Source organism: Sorangium sp. So ce375 (assembly GCF_051473855.1).
Taxonomy (GTDB): domain Bacteria; phylum Myxococcota_A; class Polyangia; order Polyangiales; family Polyangiaceae; genus Sorangium.
In genome coordinates, this window is the sequence record NZ_CP150335.1 from 3,075,709 (window position 1) to 3,092,069 (window position 16,361).

Sequence of the window (16,361 nt, forward strand, 5' to 3'; positions counted from 1 at the left end):
GTCCCATGTAACGGATTTGACAGCGTGAGTGGGCGCAGCCCACGGATCACGCGTCGCCTGACGGCGGCGGCAGGCCTGGCAGGCCGTCGATGCTCGTCGTGTTCTTCTCGAGCCGATAGCGCGAGAGGCCCTCCGGCCCCTTGCGCTCGGCCCACTTCGACAGCGTGTCACGCTCGCCCTCGTACGCCATGAGCGGCACGGCGTAGCCGCACGACGTGGCGATGCGTTCCAGCTCGACGCGGATCACCGATCGGACGCCCTGGAACGGCGGGAAGAGGTCCGAAAGCGCGCCGAAGCGCGGGTCGTCGGGGAAGACGGGCTCGCCGCGGCCCTGGAGGCGCAGGATGCGGGGTGGGCCGTCGAACGCGCAGAACATCAACGTGATGCGGCCGTTGTCGCGCAGGTGCGCGATGGTCTCGACTCCGCTGCCGGTCAGGTCGAGGTAGGCCACGGTCCGCGGGTCGAGGACGCGGAAGGTGTCGTGCCCCTTTGGCGACAGGTTGACGTGCCCGCCGCTGCCCGAAGGGGCGGAGGCGACGAAGAAGAGGCGCTGCGCGGCGAGGAAGCCGGTCAGATCGTCGTCCAGCTCGGAGAAGGTTCGTCCCATGGATCCTCGTGGGCGTGAGATCGCTAGAACACCGATGACATTAGAGCCTTGGGGAAATCAACAGAAGAGAAGGAAAACCGCAAGGGCGCAAGGGGCGCAAGGGGAAGACAGCAGAATATCTCATCTCTCATCTCTCATCTCTCATCTCTCATCTCTCATCTCTCATCTCTCATCTCTGATCTCTCATCTCTCGTCCCTTGCGCCCCTTGCGCCCTTGCGGTTTTTTCTCTTTCCCGCATTCCCTTCCCCTTGGAGCTTGCTCGCCGGTGGAACCTTGGGTTTCGTGCTCCATTGAATTTATGCGTGTTTGCCTGTTTGGAATGCTGGAATCGAAAAGCCGCTGAAGCGATCTCCGCCTCGATCCACCGCGGTCAGCGCTCCTCGAACACGTACTCGTGCTGCGCGTCGCGGAGCACGAGCGTGCGCTTCGGCCCGGCGCCGACCACGAACTCGAGCCCAAGGACGCCGGGGGCGATCGTCAGGAACGAGATCGAGCCGTCGGGGTTCTTGCGCGATCCGACCTCGCTCTTCCACTCTCCGAAATCGAACACCGTCGCGCCGCCGGCCTGCGTGACCACGACCTCGCCGAGCGACGGGTTCGCGTAGCGCGGCGCGAGCTTTCCGGCCTGCGCCGGGTCGGCCGGCACCGTGAGCAGCTTGCGCTCGGCGGCGAGCTCGTCGAAGAACGTCTTGCCGTCCGCCGCGATCCGCGCGTCCGCCTCCGGCTGGCCGTCGAACAGGACCTCGAGCAGCTTGCGACGAAACTCCGTGCGGATCAGCCCGCCCGGATCGCCGTTGGTCAGGATGACCGCGCCGACGCCGTGCTCGGGCAGCCACAGCATGTCGCTGTGATGGCCGATCAGGTCGCCGCCGTGGTGCACGACGGTCACGCCGTAGGTGCGGTCGACGATGAGCCCCATCCCGTACGTCGCGTCGTTGCCGAGCGCGATCTGCGGCGCCCGCCGCGCGAGCAGCGCGTCCTTCGAGATGTACTGTGCGCCGCTCGGGAGCTTGCCCTCGGCGAGCTCCATCATCACGTACTTGAGCATGTCGTTGACGGTGCTCCACGCGCCGCCCGCCGGGCGCACCGGGATGACCAAGTAGTTGGCGGCGTTCACCGCGAGCGCCGGCTTGCCGTCGACGTCGGGCGCGTGCGCGACGGCGTAGTTGCCCTGCTGGGCGCGCGCGAAGTCGAACGTGGTCGCCTTCATCCCGAGCGGATCGAGCACCAGCACCTGCATCGCGCGGTCGTACGCGGCGCCGAGATCGAGCTTCGGGAACGCGACGTGGCCGCCGATGAACCCGGCCGCCGCCGCGAGCGAGTTGGAGTACTGGAACAGCTCGCCGAACCGGCTCGTCGGCTGCATCGTCCCGAGGACCGCCATGGCGCCTTCGGGCTTGACCCCCTTGAACTGCAGGAGCCCCTCCAGATCCTGCCGCGGCATCCCCGTGCACGCGCAGATGAGGTGCTTGACGAGCACGCGGCTCGTCGTGTCCGCGTCGCCGAGCTTGAAGCTCGGCAGCAGGCTCGTCGCCGTCGTCTCCCAGGTGAGCTTCTTCTCGTCGACGAGCTTGGCGAGCATCAAGGTCGTCAGCGCCTTTGTGTTCGACGCGACGATGTAGCGCGTGTCGGCGTCCACCGGCGCCTTCTTGCCGAGCTCGCGCACGCCGAAGCCGCCGGCGAACACGACCTTGCCGTCCTGGATGAGGCCGAGCGAGGCGCCGGGCACGCCGAGCCGCTTCTGCGCGGTCTCGACGAACGCGCCGAGCGCGGCGATCCGCTCTTTGTCGAGCTTGCTGGCGACCTTGCCCGCGAACGACTCACGCTCGCGACCCTTCGGCAGCAGCCGATCAAGGATCGCCCTGACCTGGCCGGCCCGCTTCTCGCCGACAGGCTGGCTCATGTCGTAGATCACCACCGTCCACGTGCCCCCGGCGAGCATGGTGCTGGCGAAGACGTCGCGGCGCTCGTTCGGCGATGTCTGGTAGGTGTACTTGCGTCTCTTCGACCAGCCGTCCTTGTCGGGCAGGTCGCCGGCCACCTTGAGAGGCCAGCTCGCATCGGGCCGGTACGCCTTCCACGCCGCCGCGACGGCGGCGTCAGCGTCGCTCGCCTGCACGTCGACGAGCGCGATGTGCGAGTCGCTCTCCGGCGGATCGAGGATCGTCGCCGGCCCGCGCACGGTGATGCCCCACCCGGCAGGCGCGACAAACGTGTTTCCCGCGACGGTCGTCTTCGGCGTGTCGGCGGCGAGCCGATCCATGGCCGGGCCCGGGCTGACCGGCGCCGCGCCCGCGACGATCGGCGCAGGCGCGGCGCTGGAGGCGACCGGCGCGGGGGCGGGCGTGGGCGAGACAGCGACTGGCTCGCTCGAGCCACAGGCGAGGAGAGATGCGGCCAAGAGGCAGGAGAGCGCTCGCATGGCGAGCACCTTACCATCGCCTCTTCACGTCGGGCGCGGCCGGCTCGGCGGGGCGATAGGGACGCGCGAGCGCCCGGCCAAGCGGGGGCAGATGTGATCGAGGCCGAGGCGCTGCTCGTGGCGCGAGCGGTGTGCAGGGGCCAGCCGATCCGAACGCGCCGGCGCTGGGCCGAAGGGGAGGGGGCGGGCGAGCCGAGCGCGTTCGCCGCATTCGACGTGATCGGTCCGGGGGCCGCGAACGTCGCCGAGGCACACCAACCGCTACTTCGTGCTGCCGAGACGGTCGCGATGTCGTGAGATTTGTCCCTCCCGCCCGATCACCGTCGGGCCTTCTGGGCATATAGGACGGCCACTTTCTGATGCTCGCTGCAGGCACCGCCGAGGGGTCGGACCCCTGGGATGGAGGATTTTTGCGATGAACAGGGCACGAGGTTCGACCGTCGGCGTTTTGATCGCGTTTTTCTTGGTGGGTTGCGGTTCTTCGACCGGATCGGAAGAACCCGAGGGCTCGGGCGGATCGGGTGCGGGTGCGGGGGCGAGCGGGAGCGTGAGCGCGAGCGCGAGCGCGGGTGCGAGTACGGGCGGGAGCGGAGAGACAGCCACCAACGGTGCGGGCACGGGCGGCTCGACGGGTTCGAGCGGCGCCGGCGGCGACCCGACCGGAGACGGCGGCGCCGGCGGCGAGTCTACCGGCGCCGGCGGCGAGGACCCCGTGGTCGAGCCCACGTTGATCACCTCCGGGCAGAACGACTACTGGAAGACCGGCACGCCGACGGAAGTGACGAACGGCAATGCCGACGTGACCGTCGACGACGCGTCGACGCTCCAGCGATGGGATGGCTTCGGCGGCTCCTTCAACGAGATGGGATGGAACATGCTCTCGATGCTCAGCGAGGCTGAGCGGCAGCGCGCCATCAAGCTCCTCTTCGACTCGCGGGACGGCGCAGGGTTCGCATTCGGACGCATCCCCATGGGGGCCAGCGACTATGCGATGGACCGCTATACCCTCAACGAGACGAAGAATGACAACACGATGGAGAGCTTCTCCATCGAGCGGGACAAGCAGAAATTGATCCCGTACATCAAGGCGGCGCTCGCCGTGAGGCCTGGCCTCCACCTCTGGGCCAGCCCCTGGACGCCCCCCACCTGGATGAAGAGCAACAGCGCCTTCGATGGCGGCAAGATGAAGGACGACGCGACCACCCTCAAGGCGCACGCCCTGTACTTCGCGAAGTTCGTGGAGGCGTACGCCGAAGAGGGCATGACCATCGAGGCGGTTCACCCCCAGAACGAGCCGACCTACGAGACGAGGTATCCGAGCTGCGCCTGGACGGGCGCGCAAATGGCCAAGTTCATCGGCACCTACCTTGGCCCGACGTTCGACGAACGCGGGATCAAGGCTCAGATCTTCCTCGGCACGATGTCCAATGACCAGGCTGACCCGGGGATCCTCAGCGCCGTGACAGGCGATGCCACCGCGATGAAGTACGTCAAGGGCTTCGGGCTGCAGTGGAACATGAAGGGCAGCGTAAACGGCCTGAAATCGCGCAATCTGCCGATCGTGCAGACGGAGCACCAGTGCGGCAACTACAACTGGAACCCTCCGGGTGTGCCGAAGTTCAACCCGGACACGGCGGCGAACGATCACCTCTACGGCGAGGAGAGCTGGGGGCTCATCCGCGACTGGATCAAGGCGGGGGTGAACTCGTACAACGCCTGGAACATGGTGCTGGACCCGGTGGGGAAGAACATCGACTCGCAGCGGCCGTGGCCCCAGAACGCGCTCCTCAACGTGGACGCAGCCAAGAAGCAGCTGATCCTGACCCCTGCCTACTACGTCTTCCGTCACATCTCCCAGTACGTCGATCCTGGCGCGATGCGCGTCAACACGACGGGCGGTGATGCGCTGGCGTTCAAGAACGCGGACGGCACCATCGTCACGATCCTGTACAATAGCGGCGGTTCAGCGAAGACGACCACCCTCGCCGTCGCTGGCAAGAAGCTCCAGTTCAGCATTCCTGCCCACGGGTGGGCCACCGTCAACTGGAAGTGAGACCGAGCGCGACCCGACCCGGGTCGACCCATCGCGACGCGACCCCGGTGTGCGCCGGCGCACCCGGGGTCGCGACTTCCGGCCGAGTTTAGCGCGCCTCTCAAAAATCCCCGGCGCCCGGCGATGCCCCCGAGGCGCCTTCCTGGCGCGGCGCGGATCCGGTAGTCCTTGCCCCGCCTCCGGTCCGCGCATGCCCCCGTCGCCCACGCCTCCCTCCGTCGCCCAGCGCCTCGCGCGCGCCCTCGAGGTGCTGGTGCCGGCGCTCGATATCGTCGAGGCGCGCGTCGACGAGGGCGCGCCGCCGGCCTGGTGCGAGGCGCGGGGCTGGACGGGCTTCCTCCTCTCGCTCTCCGACGCCGATCTCGCCCGCTGCGAGGCCGACGGGCTCGCTGCCTGCATCGACGATCTCGACGGCGCGCCCCCGAGCCTCCTGGCCCTGGCGCACGCCGCGGACCAGGCCGCGAGGCTGCCGCGGCGGCCGGTCCAGCCGCTCCCGCCGGCGTCCCTGGACGAGCTCCGGGCGGTGCCGGCGCGCAAGCGGCTCCAGCTCGAAGCGCTGCTCGGCGCGGTGGCCCCGATGGCCACCCGCGCCCGCCGCCTCGTCGACGTGGGCGCGGGGCACGGTCACTTCACCCGCCTGGCGGCGGCGCGCTTCGATCGCGACGCGGTCGGCCTCGAGCGCGAGCCCGACCGCGTCGTGACGGCCTCCGCGCTGGCCGCCGGGGGCCGGGCGCGCTTCATCGCGTTCGACGCCTGCCAGGAGGCGCTCGCGTTCGCTCCGGACGACCTGGCGGTCGGCCTGCACGCCTGCGGTGAGCTCGGGGACCGCACGGTGACCGCGGCGGCCGAGGCGCCCTGCGATCTCGCGCTCGTCTCGTGCTGCCTGCAGAAGATCGGCGCGCCGGCCCGCGCCCCGCTCTCGGCCGCGGCCAGGGCGGCGGGGCTCGTCCTCCGGCGCGAGGCGCTGGGCCTCACCAACCTGACGGCGCGCCGCGAGGGGGTCGAGGCCAGCCTGGACGAGGAGCTCCTGGCGCGCGAGCGGCGGCACGCGCTGCTCTCGCTGCTCCGCGGCCGCGGGCTCGACGTCGCCCTGGGCGAGGAGATGCGCGGGATCAACCGGCGGCGCGCGCACGGCGGGCTGCGCGAGCTCGCGGCGAGGGCGCTCGCGCTGCGGGGCCTCTGCCCGGCGACCGAGGCCGAGCTCCGCGAGCGCGAGGTCGCGGCGCGCGCGGCGTTCGGCCGGATGCGCCGGCTCACGCTGCCGCGCGCGCTCCTGGCCCGGCTCACGGAGGTCGCGGTCGCGCTGGACCGCGCGGTGGCCCTCGGCGAGCAGGGGCACGAGGTCGAGGCGGCCATCGTCTTCGAGCCCGCGGTGACGCCGAGGAACGTCGCGATCTTCGCGAGCGCCCGGCCGGGAGGGCTCGGCGGCTGACGCCGCCCTCCGCGGCGCGCCCGGCGCGTGGGAGGGCCGTGCGAGGGCCGTAGAGCGGGGCGCACATCACGGCGCCGGGTGTCGGGGCCGTCCCCATGGACCGCCCGCCAGCAGCCCTGCGGATCGGGTGCTTCCCTGGAAACAGCGCCCCGCGACAGACCCTTGATTCCGAGGGTTTCATGGAATGGCACGCACGGTGCACATCGGGGCACCATGCAAAGACGTCAGTTCTTGGGAGGCGCCGCAGCGGCGGTGTCGGCAGCGCTTCTGACAGGCAGGGCCCGGGCCGCAGCGCCCAGCGTGATCCGCGTCGGTGTGCCCGGTGTCGGCGTGGGCAATCGCCCCGTCACCGGAGGGAGCTTCTTCTCCCTCTTGCACCTCCAGGGGACCTTGGCCGAGGAGTTCAAGAAGGACGGCATCGAGGTGAAGTGGAACTTCTTCCGCGGCGCCGGTCCAGCCGTCAACGAGGCGGTCGCGAACAACCTCCTCGACATCTGGACTCACGGTCACCTGCCTTCGGTTGTCGGCCGGGCGAGCGGCCTCAAGACACGGCTCCTGGCCAGCGCCAGCCGGCGCGGACACGCTTACCTGGTTGTGCCCTCCGACTCGCCGATCACCGGGGTCCGCGATCTGCGCGGCAAGAAGGTGGCCTTCCAGAAGGGCACGGCCTCGCAGCTGTCCGCGAACCGGATCCTCGAGGGCCACGGGCTGACCGAGAAGGACATCCGGGCCATCAGCATGGATGCTTCCACGGCGAAGGCGGCGATCGCCACGAAGGACATCGACGCGGTGTTCGGCGGCACGGACTACCTCTCGCTGCGCGACCAGGGGATCGCGAAGATCGTCTACACGACGAAGGGCGATTCCCCGAGCTACCCGAGCAATTCAGGCATCATCGCGCGGGAGGACTTCATCAACGAATACCCCGACGTCGTGCAGAAGATCATCACGCTCGCGGTGAAGTCCGCGGCGTGGCTCGCGGACGAGAAGAACCGCACGCAGGCCTTCCAGCTGTGGTCGAAGTCGGGCACGCCCTTCGCGAACTACAAGGAAGCGCAGCAGGGCGAGGACATGAAGCAGAACGCCAGCCCGCTGCTCGACGAGTACGCCATCGCCCGGTACAAGTCGGCGGTCGCCGACTCGAAGAAATACGGCCTGATCAGGAGCACGTTCGAGGTCGAGCCCTGGACCGATCGGCGCTTCCTCAACCGAGCGCTGAAGGATGTCGGCGTCGAGCGCCTCTGGGCGGCGTGGGACGCGAACGGCAAACCGAAGGGCTGACGGCGCTGGCGGGGCGGCCGCGACACGCTGCCCGCGCCCGCTGATCGAAGAGGGAGCCATGGTCGTTTCGACATCCACGTTGCGTGTTCAGGCTGCCGTCGAGCAGCTCCGGTCCGGTGGCATGGTGATCCTCGTCGACGACGAGGCGCGCGAGGACGAGGGAGATCTCGTCGTCCTGGCAGAGCACGCGACGCCGGCCGCCATCAATTTCATGGCGACCCACGGCCGCGGGCTGATCTGCCTCGCCCTCACCGAAGAGCAGGTGGACCGCCTCGGGCTTCCGCTCATGGCGACCCGGCCCGGCGCCCGCCGGTCGACGGCGTTCACGGTGAGCATCGAGGCGCGCGAGGGCGTCACGACCGGCATCAGCGCCCGCGATCGGTCGCGCACCGTCGCGGCCGCCGTCGCGCGGGACGCGTCCCCGCGAGACGTCGTGTCGCCGGGTCACGTGTTCCCGCTGCGGGCGCGCCGAGATGGGGTGTTCGAGCGCGCGGGGCACACCGAGGGCGCGGTCGACCTGGCGCGGCTCGCCGGGGCGCTGCCGGCCGCCGTCATCTGCGAGATCATGAACGACGACGGGACGATGGCGCGCCGCCGGGATCTCGCGCGCTTCGCGGCGCGGCAGGGGCTGCCGCTCGTTTCCATCGACGATCTCCTCCGTCACCGGGTTCGTTGCGAGGACGTCGCCGCGCGCGTCCGGAGCGCGCCGTTTCGGCCTGCAGGGCTGAGCGGCGAGTGGCGGGCGCACACGTACACGATACGCCGCGAAAGGCAGCTGCTCCTCCTGACGCACGGCGCGCCGACGCCCGCCGGGAGCCCCGCCATCGTGTACACCCACCGCGCTGCGCTCGTCTCCGACCTCCTCGGTGACGCCGAGCTGTTCGACGCCCTGCGAGACATCGAGGCTGTCGGCGCTGGCGCGGTGGTCTACATGCCCCGGCCGACCGACGCGACAGCCGCGCTCGCCGACGAGACCACGGGGCTGGAGCTCGCCGTCGCCGCGCGCGAGCTCGTGGCGCTCGGAGTTCGCCGGGTGACGCTCCTCGACTCGAGGGCGCCCTGGCCCGACGGACCGAAGAAGGAGATCGACCTCGAGACGGGCGAGCCCGTGGCGCAGGTCGGGGTCCACGGCGCGCTGCCGCCGCGGCGCGGGCGGACGGCGGACGGCCTCTCGGGGTCCCCCGTTCTGCAGGGCTGAGGCGAGCCGCTCGACCAGCGACGAAGCCGCGGCACGACGCGAGGTGCTCCGGCGCGTCGACGAGCTCCCCGACACGAGCTCATCGTGTCCGCGCGACCACGGCGAGGAGGGTGTCGAGATCGAGCGGCTTCTTGAGCAGCGCGCACGCGTCCAGGGTGGCCGCTCTGGCATCCAGAGAGTCGACGCCCGACAGGATCGCCACCGGGATGTTCGCCAGCGCGGGCTCCTGTCGCTTGAGCGCGAGAAATTGCCAGCCATTGATCTCTGGCATCATGAGATCGAGCAGGATGATGCTCGGGCGGAGGCCGCCGCGGAGCAGGTCCAGCGCCACCCTGCCGTTCTCCGCGCAGACGACCTCGTAGCCAGACGCCTGCAAGACCTCCTCTAGGACGGAGCGAAACCCGCTGTCGTCATCGACGATCAAGACACCATCGCGATGATCATGCTGCGGGCTCATCGGGACCTCCGACCGGCGGAGGCACCTCGGTCGGCAGAGCGTGGCGGCCCCGGCGCAGGGGGAGGTCCACGATGAAGGTAGCCCCGGCGCCGAGCTCGCTCTCGACCCGAATCGAGCCACCATGGGCCACCACGATCCGGCGGCTGATGTACAGCCCCAGGCCGAGACCGCCGTAGTGCTGCGCCGAGACGCCTCGCTCGAAGCGTTCGAAGATGTACGGCGCGCAGCTCGCATCGATCCCGATGCCGCGATCGGCGACGACCAGCTTGGCCATCTCACCCTCGACCGCGACGCTGATCTCGATCGGCTTGCCCCTCCCATACTTGATGGCGTTCAGCACCAGGTTCGTCACCACCTGGTCCAGACGGGCCCTGTCCCACATGCCCACCACGGGAGCGTCGGCACGCCATATCACCGTGCTTCCGGCCTGCTGCAGCTCCACCTCGAAGTGCTCCACGACCTCTCGCGAGAGCGCCCGGAGATCGACGTCTCCCAGCTCCAGATCGAGCTTGCCTGCCTGGATCCGAGCCACGTTGAGCAGATCTCCAACGAGCCTGACGAGCCGCTGGCACTGCCGCTCGGCCATGCCGGCCAGCTTCGCCGCGCCGGCGGGGAGCGTCGTCGGCTCACGCATCATGCCTTGCACGGCGAGCTTCAGGCCCGCGATGGGGGTATAGAGCTCATGGGAGGCGATCGACAGGAAGTCGTCGCGCATCCGCACAGCTGCTTCGGCGGCGGCCCGAGCCCTCTGCTCGTGCTCCAGGAGCAGGGCGCGCTCCGCCTCGATCTTCTTCCGCTCCGTGATGTCCGTGGAGATGCCGCCCACCGCGTACGGGACGCCGGCGGCGTCGCGCAGAGGGAACTTGATGGTGAGATAGGTGTGCGCGCCGTCGTCCTGGGGCACCACCTCCTCGTGTTTCAGCGCCGTCCCAGCGAGGAGCGCCCGCTGGTCGAACGCGCGGAGCGCCTCGGCGTGCTCCCGGGAGAGCACGTCATGGTCGCTCTTCCCCACGATGGCCTCGCGGGTGACGCCGAACAGCTCCTCGAAGCGGCGGTTGACGAGGATGTAGCGCCCCTCGACGCCCTTGACGGAGACGATGGCCGTCGAGCTGTCGATGATGGCGCGCAGGAGCTCCTGGCTCGTGCGCAACGCCTCCTCCGCGCGCCTGCGCTCCTCCGCGACCTTCCGCAGCGCCGCCTCCGTCTGCTCGTGTTCCGCGATCTTCTGCCTGAGCTGGGCGTTGGCATGGCTGAGCTCGGCGGTGCGCTCGGCGACCTGCCGCTCCAGCCGCTCTTTTGCCCGGGCTTCTTCTGTCAGGCGAGCATCGAGGGCGAACATGGATTTCAGGTCCATCTCGATCACATCGCGACACTGCGCGACGAGCGTCTGGTAGGTCTTGCTGTAATGGTTCGCGCGGTCGTCCAGCACGCAGATGGTTCCGAAGATATCCCCCGTGGGCCAGGTGATCGGGAAGCCGAGGTAGGATATCATCCCGAGCTCGACATCCGGGTTCGACCTCCACTGCTCGTCTTTCAAGGCGTCAGGGACAAGCAGCGGCATTCGGGTCTTCAGCACGGCCTCGCAGTAGACCCCGGTGTCGAGAGGCGCGCGTTCATTGGCCTGGAAAGGGTTCCCCTTCGACTCGCTGGAGACGCAGACGACGAGCTCGGGCGGCTCGACTCTCATGATCAGAGCGGCCGGGACGCGCAGGATCTCCGCGACGAGATCGGTCATCTCCTGCCACTTGCGAGCGATGTCCGTCGGGATTTCGATCGCGACCCTGCTCGATTGGTCTCTTTGGGCGCTTCCTGGCCGAGTGGCCTTCGTCCCGAGATTGTCCGTACGCTGCTCCGGCGGGCAGCCCGACGCGGCCCCGTGCGGCCCGACGCCCGCGCGCTCAGCGCGCCGCGAGGGCGCCGGCTCGCCCAGCCCCGGGTGGCGGGCGTGGTCGACAACGAGCGCGCCTGGCTCCGTGTGATCGTCGGTCCGGGTACGCATGGTCCCCCACGATGACGGATCGTGCGGGGGCCCGTCAGGTTGTCAAGGTGGGCGCGACGGCACCGCTCCCGAGGACGACGCAGCGCGACGAGCCGGCCGGCGGTCGGCCCCTGCCCTGGTTCGCCGCCCCCGGCGCGGGCGACATGCTCTGACGCGTGGAACTATGGATAACTGACGGTGATCTCGGCGAGGAAGGTCCTGCCGTTCTGCCGGCTCGTGGCCGAGAGGTAGCTCTCCGCGGTCGGGTAGTCGTACCGCGTGTCCATCGCATTGTAGATGCCAACCACATAGCGGGCGTGGAAGCGCTGGATCTCGCCGGACACGGTGAGGTCCGCGACGATCGCGCCCGCGGTCTCGTCGCCCGAGGTGCTCGCGATGCGCCGGGGCGCCTCCAGGTTGATCCGGAGCGCCGCGGAGGCGAGCCGCTCCACCACCGGGACGACGCTGCGAAATGACGCGAGGTGCTCCGGCGCGTTGATCAGCCGCTCTCCCCCCGTGAGCTTGCCGCGCTGGTAGCCGTACGTCGCCGCGAGCATCCAGCCTTGCCGCCACTCGCGGCGGAGCTCGACGTCCCACCCCGAAACGAGCGCGTCTTGGCGGCGGTTCATGTAGCGCACCACATCCGGGCTGTCCTTGCCGACGGTGATCCCGTGCGACAGCCTGCTCGCGTGGACGGCGCCGAGCGCGGTCCAGTCGTCGCCGAGGCGCTGCGAGTACTCTATCTCGGCGGACGCGACGGACTCCGGCTCGAGCTTGAGCTTCCGCGCGGGGTCGACGGCGGGCACCTGCGTCTTGCCGTCGGCGTAGAACTGCTCGGAGACGCTCGGGGTACGGAAGGCGCGCCCGGCCATGATCTTCAGGACCCCTCCCGGCGCGGGCCGGAGGATGACCGCGGTGCGCGGCACGACGATCGGCTCGAACGTGCTGTAGACGTCGAGGCGCGCGCCCGTAGAGAGGCGGATCCACGGGGCGGGCGAGCTATCGACGATGAGGTAGCCGGCGCTGAAGCCGAAGGGCACCGACTTCGTGCGCACGCGGCCGTCCGCGAACACGCTGCCCAGCGTCGACTCGGGGTGCGCCTGCACCTCGCCGCCCCCGGTGATCCGCAGCCAGGAGAGCGGCGTCCACGCCGCCCTGAGCTCGGCGCCGAGCCAGGTGCCGTGCTGCTGCTCGAAGATCGCCGCATCGTCGAACGTGTAGACGCCGCGCCAGACGAAGCGGTTCACGTGGCCGCGCGCCATGAGCTGCAGGTCGGGCGCGAGCCGCGGCTCGAAGCGCAGCTCGGCCATCATGTAGGCGTGATCGTAGGTCGTCCCGAGGTCGTTGAGCCGCGTGCCCACGTAGCCGGTCGGGATGCGCTGATCGCGCGTGTGATACATCCACTGCGCCGTGAACGGCCCGTACCAGGCGCGCCCGGAGGCGCCGCTGGCCCGGAAGGTCTCGGCGTGCTCGGCGATCTGCACGGGCGGGCCCTCGCCAGGGGTCGTCAGCGCCACCGGGACGTCGAACCCGTCGGAGCGCGCGCCGGTGACGCTCGCGCGCACGCCCGCGTCCCTGCGGGCGGCGTAGTGGAAGCCGGCGCGCGCGTGGCCCACGCCGTCGTAGTAGGTGCCGGCCGTCACGTGCGCGCTCGTGGGCTCGTCGCGCCCGCGCGGGACGAGGTTGACGATGCCGGAGAGCGCGCCCGTGCCGTAGAGCAGCGAGCCAGGGCCGCGGACGATCTCGATGTGATCCACGTCGTGGAGGTCGTCGCGCGCGTCCGAGCCCACGAACGAGGCGTTCAGCACGTTGTCGTTCGTCGAGTGGCCGTCGGAGAGGACGAGGAGCCGGTTGCCGTAGTCGAGCGGCTCGCCGAGCCCGCGGATCCCGGTCGAGTAGACGACGTGGTCGTTCGAGAGGTAGACGCCGCGCGTGCCGCGCAGCGCCTCCGCGATGGTCGGGTACCCGAAGGCGCGCAGCTCCTGCTGCTCGATGACGCTGATGGATGCGGGCGCGTCCTCCAGGCGCTCGACGGCGCGCGAGGCCGACGACACCTCCCGGAGCGGCTCCAGCGTCACGTCGCGCAGCTCCGCCTGCTGGCTGGCCGCCACGTCGATCGTCCGCTCGACGGGCGCGAAGCCCCGCAGGCTGACGCGGACGCGGCGCCGGCCCACGGGGACGCCCTGGATCACCGACGGCGTGAAGCCCATGGGGTGGCCGTCGATCTCGACGAGCGCGTCGGGCTCGTCGGCGCGCACGAGGATCGAGCCGGTGAGCGGGCTGAGCGTCGCCGTGATCGGCACCGTCTCGTGCGCGGCGACGGTCAGCGGCTGCGGCGCCGCCTGGAAGCCCGCGCGCGAGAAGTGGAGCACGTGGCGGCCCGGCGGCAGATCGAGATCGCACGGGGCGGTGCAGGCGGGCGGCGCGCCCTCGTGGTCGACGTGCACCGCGGCCTCGCTCGCGCCGCGCACGTCCACCCGCACGGTGCCGACGATGCGGCGGAGCACGATGAGCACCTCCTCGCTCTGCCCCAGCTTCACCGCGATATCGTCCACGGCCACGGGCTCGTAGCCCGCGAGCTCGACGAGGATCCGATAGCGCCCCTCGGCCATGGCGAGCCGGCGCGGCGCCGTGCCGCGCGCGCCGAGATCCTTGCGATCGACGTAGATCCTGGCCCCGGGCGGCGACGTGACGATCTGGAGCACGGCCACGCGCGGCGCGATCCGCTGGAGCGCGGCGTTCAGGTCGGCGACGATCTCCGGGTCGGTCTCGCCCTCGAGCGCGTCGTCGTAGTACCTGTGCGCGTCCGCGAAGCGGCCCAGCTCCTCGTAGGTGAGCGCGATGTTGAAGACCACGTTGCGGTTCGGCACGAGCCGGTTCGACGCGAGGAAGTGCTCGAGGGCGGCCTGGAACCGCCCCTGCTTGAAGAGATCGCGGCCCAGCTCGAAGTGCAGGTCGGCCTCGTCGGCCTGACCCTCGCCGTCGGCGCGGGCGGCGGGGGCCTGGAGCAGCGCGCCCGCGAGCACGGGCAGCGCGGCGAGCCTCCACCAGCGAGCGCGCGTGCTCGAGGGCGCTCGATGCATGCCGTTAGCGGTGCTCGCGCAGGCGCGTCGCCCTCGTCGTCGGCGCCGGCTCGCCGCCGATCGCGGGCGGCGCCGACGGCGCGAGCACCGCGCGCGGGCGGGCCCTCGCGGACCCGAGCGGCGCGAGCGCGGCGCCGGCCGTGGCGAACCCGCTCGTCGCGGCGGCCGCCGCGGCCGCGGGGGGCGAGGCGACCTCGGACGGCGAAAGGGACGAAGGTTCGGGATCCTCCGGCGAGAGCGCCGACGGCTCGCCCTGCGCCGGGGCGACCGGCGAGGCCGCGGGGCCGGCAGGCGGCGCGCCCGCGGCCGGCGCCTCCCCACGTCCGAGCCACGCGGTCGCCGCCACGCCGCCGAGGAGCGCGACGAGCGCCGCCGCGGCGACGGGCGCGACCGCGCTCCCCCGGCGCCGCCCCGGCGGGTTCCCCGCGGGCACGCTCGCTCGCGACCCGGACAGCGCCGCCGTCAGCGCCTGCGGCTCCTCGGGGTGCGGCGCGTTCGCGGAGAGAGGTCCGGCAGCCGACGGCTGCGCGAGCTGCACCGACGGCGAGGCCGCCGCAGGCGCGAGGGAAATGACGGACACCCGCGCGGGCGGCACCGACGGCGAGGCCGCCGCAGGCGCGAGGGAAATGACGGACACCCGCGCGGGCGGCACCGACAGCGAGGCCGCCGCCGTGAGCGCTGGGGGAGCGACCGACGCCTGGGTGGGCGGCATCGACGGTGCGCGCTCCTTCGCCCGCTCGCTCAAGGTGTGGTGGGACGCACGCGTGGGGCCGATCGGTCCGGTCAGGGTCTCGGCTTCCTCGTCGATGACCCGCGGGCGGTTCGGCGCCCGCGGCGCGTCGACGGTCTCGTTCCCCATCGCCCTGCGCAGGATGCGCGCGACCGTCTGGCGCGCGGACTCCGACCCGAGCGGCTCGAGCAGCGTGGCCAGCTCATCGATCGTCTGGGGACGGCGCGCTGGATCCTTCTCGAGGCACATCAGGATGATCCACTCGAGCGCGAGCGGGATCTCTGGCCGGTGGGTGCGCGGCGGCACGGGCGTGTCGGTCACGATGCTGACGAACAGCGCCGAGACGGACTCGGTCTCGAACGGCAGCCGCCCTGTCAGGAGCTGATAGAGCGTCATGCCGAGCGCCCAGATGTCGCTGCGGGCGTCCACCGTCCGGGTGCTGCGGATGTGCTCCGGCGACATGTAGCGCGGAGAGCCGAGCACCACGGCGGATGCGGTCAGCTGGGCGTTCAAGCCGAGCACGCCCTCCTCGGAGGCCTTCGAGATGCCGAAATCGAGCACCTTGATCAGGGTCGAGCCGTCCTTGCGGCTCGCCAGGAAGAGGTTGCCCGGCTTGAGATCGCGGTGGACGATCCCGAGCGAGTGCGCCTCGGCGAGCGCCTCGCAGGCCTCGATCACGTAGCTGACGGCCTGCTCCACGGGCAGCGGGCCCCGCGATTCCAGGAGCGCCTCCAGATCGATGCCATTCAGGTACTCCATCACGAAATAGGGCAGATCGTCCTCGGTCTGCCCCACATCGATGACGCGGGCGATGTGCTCGCTGGCGATCGCCGCCGCGGCCTGCGCCTCTCGGAAGAAGCGCTCCGTGGCGCCCGGCGTGGTGCGCCCCTCGGGCAGCAGGAACTTCAGCGCGACGCGGTGGCGCAGCGAGAGGTGGTGCGCCGCGACGACGATCCCCATTCCGCCGCGGCCCAGCACGCGCTCGATGCGGTACTTGCCGCCGACGACGTCCCCGACGCGCGGAATCCTGCGCCATGAAGCCGGTTCCGCTGCGTCCGAGCCTGCCTGGGCCATCGGCCGTCAGTATACACGAGCACCCCTGGGCCCCGGCACAATCTC

General features: G+C 70.8%; 12 protein-coding genes. 6 read left to right on the forward strand and 6 right to left on the reverse strand.

The window, feature by feature from the left end:
- Positions 1 to 46 precede the first annotated feature (46 nt).
- Together WME90_RS11670 and WME90_RS11675 are read right to left on the reverse strand one after the other, a co-directional pair.
- Positions 47 to 607, reverse strand: coding sequence for a pyridoxamine 5'-phosphate oxidase family protein (locus WME90_RS11670; RefSeq protein ID WP_437281173.1), 561 nt, complete (start codon positions 605 to 607; stop codon positions 47 to 49).
- 371 nt (positions 608 to 978) lie between these two features.
- A complete protein-coding gene (locus WME90_RS11675; RefSeq protein WP_437281174.1) occupies positions 979 to 3,030 on the reverse strand; it encodes a serine hydrolase domain-containing protein in 2,052 nt (683 codons plus the stop codon).
- Between the two features lie 93 nt (positions 3,031 to 3,123).
- Between WME90_RS11675 and WME90_RS11680 the strand changes: the two genes are divergently transcribed.
- The 5 genes from WME90_RS11680 (at position 3,124) to ribB (ending at position 8,994) form a co-directional block, all read left to right on the forward strand.
- The gene (locus tag WME90_RS11680) at positions 3,124 to 3,327 is read left to right on the forward strand and encodes a hypothetical protein (protein ID WP_437281175.1); all 204 of its coding nucleotides are present in this window, start codon (positions 3,124 to 3,126) and stop codon (positions 3,325 to 3,327) included.
- A 250-nt stretch (positions 3,328 to 3,577) separates the two neighbouring features.
- Positions 3,578 to 5,083 (forward strand): glycoside hydrolase family 30 protein, encoded by a 1,506-nt coding sequence (locus tag WME90_RS11685; protein WP_437281176.1) that lies wholly within the window; start codon positions 3,578 to 3,580, stop codon positions 5,081 to 5,083.
- Between the two features lie 190 nt (positions 5,084 to 5,273).
- Entirely contained in the window at positions 5,274 to 6,515 is a 1,242-nt protein-coding gene (locus WME90_RS11690; RefSeq protein ID WP_437281177.1) for a methyltransferase, read from the forward strand.
- A 300-nt stretch (positions 6,516 to 6,815) separates the two neighbouring features.
- Entirely contained in the window at positions 6,816 to 7,796 is a 981-nt protein-coding gene (locus WME90_RS11695) for an ABC transporter substrate-binding protein (protein WP_437281178.1), read from the forward strand.
- Positions 7,797 to 7,854: 58 nt separating this feature from the next.
- Positions 7,855 to 8,994: a 3,4-dihydroxy-2-butanone-4-phosphate synthase gene (ribB, locus tag WME90_RS11700; RefSeq protein WP_437281179.1), complete on the forward strand. Its 1,140-nt coding sequence runs from the start codon at positions 7,855 to 7,857 to the stop codon at positions 8,992 to 8,994.
- Between the two features lie 79 nt (positions 8,995 to 9,073).
- On the opposite strand, the gene WME90_RS11705 is transcribed toward ribB, so the two are convergent.
- Both WME90_RS11705 and WME90_RS11710 read right to left on the reverse strand, forming a co-directional pair.
- On the reverse strand, positions 9,074 to 9,451 hold the full coding sequence (locus tag WME90_RS11705) for a response regulator (RefSeq protein WP_437281180.1): 378 nt from the start codon (positions 9,449 to 9,451) through the stop codon (positions 9,074 to 9,076).
- Entirely contained in the window at positions 9,435 to 11,186 is a 1,752-nt protein-coding gene (locus tag WME90_RS11710; RefSeq protein WP_437281181.1) for an ATP-binding protein, read from the reverse strand. Before WME90_RS11710 ends, WME90_RS11705 begins: the two co-directional genes overlap by 17 nt.
- A gap of 275 nt (positions 11,187 to 11,461) precedes the next feature.
- Here WME90_RS11710 and WME90_RS11715 point away from each other — a divergent pair, with 275 nt between their 5' ends.
- Positions 11,462 to 11,602, forward strand: a complete 141-nt coding sequence (locus tag WME90_RS11715) for a hypothetical protein (protein ID WP_437281182.1) — start codon at positions 11,462 to 11,464, stop codon at positions 11,600 to 11,602.
- Positions 11,603 to 11,611: 9 nt separating this feature from the next.
- Here WME90_RS11715 and WME90_RS11720 read toward each other — a convergent pair whose 3' ends face one another.
- Positions 11,612 to 14,512: a TonB-dependent receptor domain-containing protein gene (locus WME90_RS11720; protein WP_437281183.1), complete on the reverse strand. Its 2,901-nt coding sequence runs from the start codon at positions 14,510 to 14,512 to the stop codon at positions 11,612 to 11,614.
- 4 nt (positions 14,513 to 14,516) lie between these two features.
- Positions 14,517 to 16,316, reverse strand: coding sequence for a protein kinase domain-containing protein (locus tag WME90_RS11725; RefSeq protein ID WP_437281184.1), 1,800 nt, complete (start codon positions 16,314 to 16,316; stop codon positions 14,517 to 14,519).
- Between the last annotated feature and the right edge of the window lie 45 nt (positions 16,317 to 16,361).

Excerpts from the sequence above, each read along its gene's own strand:
- WME90_RS11715 (WP_437281182.1), top strand. The coding sequence starts at position 11,462 with ATGACGGATCGTGCGGGGGCCCGTCAGGTTGTCAAGGTGGGCGCGACG.
- WME90_RS11725 (WP_437281184.1), bottom strand. The coding sequence starts at position 16,316 with ATGGCCCAGGCAGGCTCGGACGCAGCGGAACCGGCTTCATGGCGCAGG.
- WME90_RS11710 (WP_437281181.1), bottom strand. The coding sequence starts at position 11,186 with ATGACCGATCTCGTCGCGGAGATCCTGCGCGTCCCGGCCGCTCTGATC.
- WME90_RS11720 (WP_437281183.1), bottom strand. The coding sequence starts at position 14,512 with ATGCATCGAGCGCCCTCGAGCACGCGCGCTCGCTGGTGGAGGCTCGCC.
- WME90_RS11675 (WP_437281174.1), bottom strand. The coding sequence starts at position 3,030 with ATGCGAGCGCTCTCCTGCCTCTTGGCCGCATCTCTCCTCGCCTGTGGC.
- WME90_RS11705 (WP_437281180.1), bottom strand. The coding sequence starts at position 9,451 with ATGAGCCCGCAGCATGATCATCGCGATGGTGTCTTGATCGTCGATGAC.
- WME90_RS11670 (WP_437281173.1), bottom strand. The coding sequence starts at position 607 with ATGGGACGAACCTTCTCCGAGCTGGACGACGATCTGACCGGCTTCCTC.
- WME90_RS11690 (WP_437281177.1), top strand. The coding sequence starts at position 5,274 with ATGCCCCCGTCGCCCACGCCTCCCTCCGTCGCCCAGCGCCTCGCGCGC.
- ribB (WP_437281179.1), top strand. The coding sequence starts at position 7,855 with ATGGTCGTTTCGACATCCACGTTGCGTGTTCAGGCTGCCGTCGAGCAG.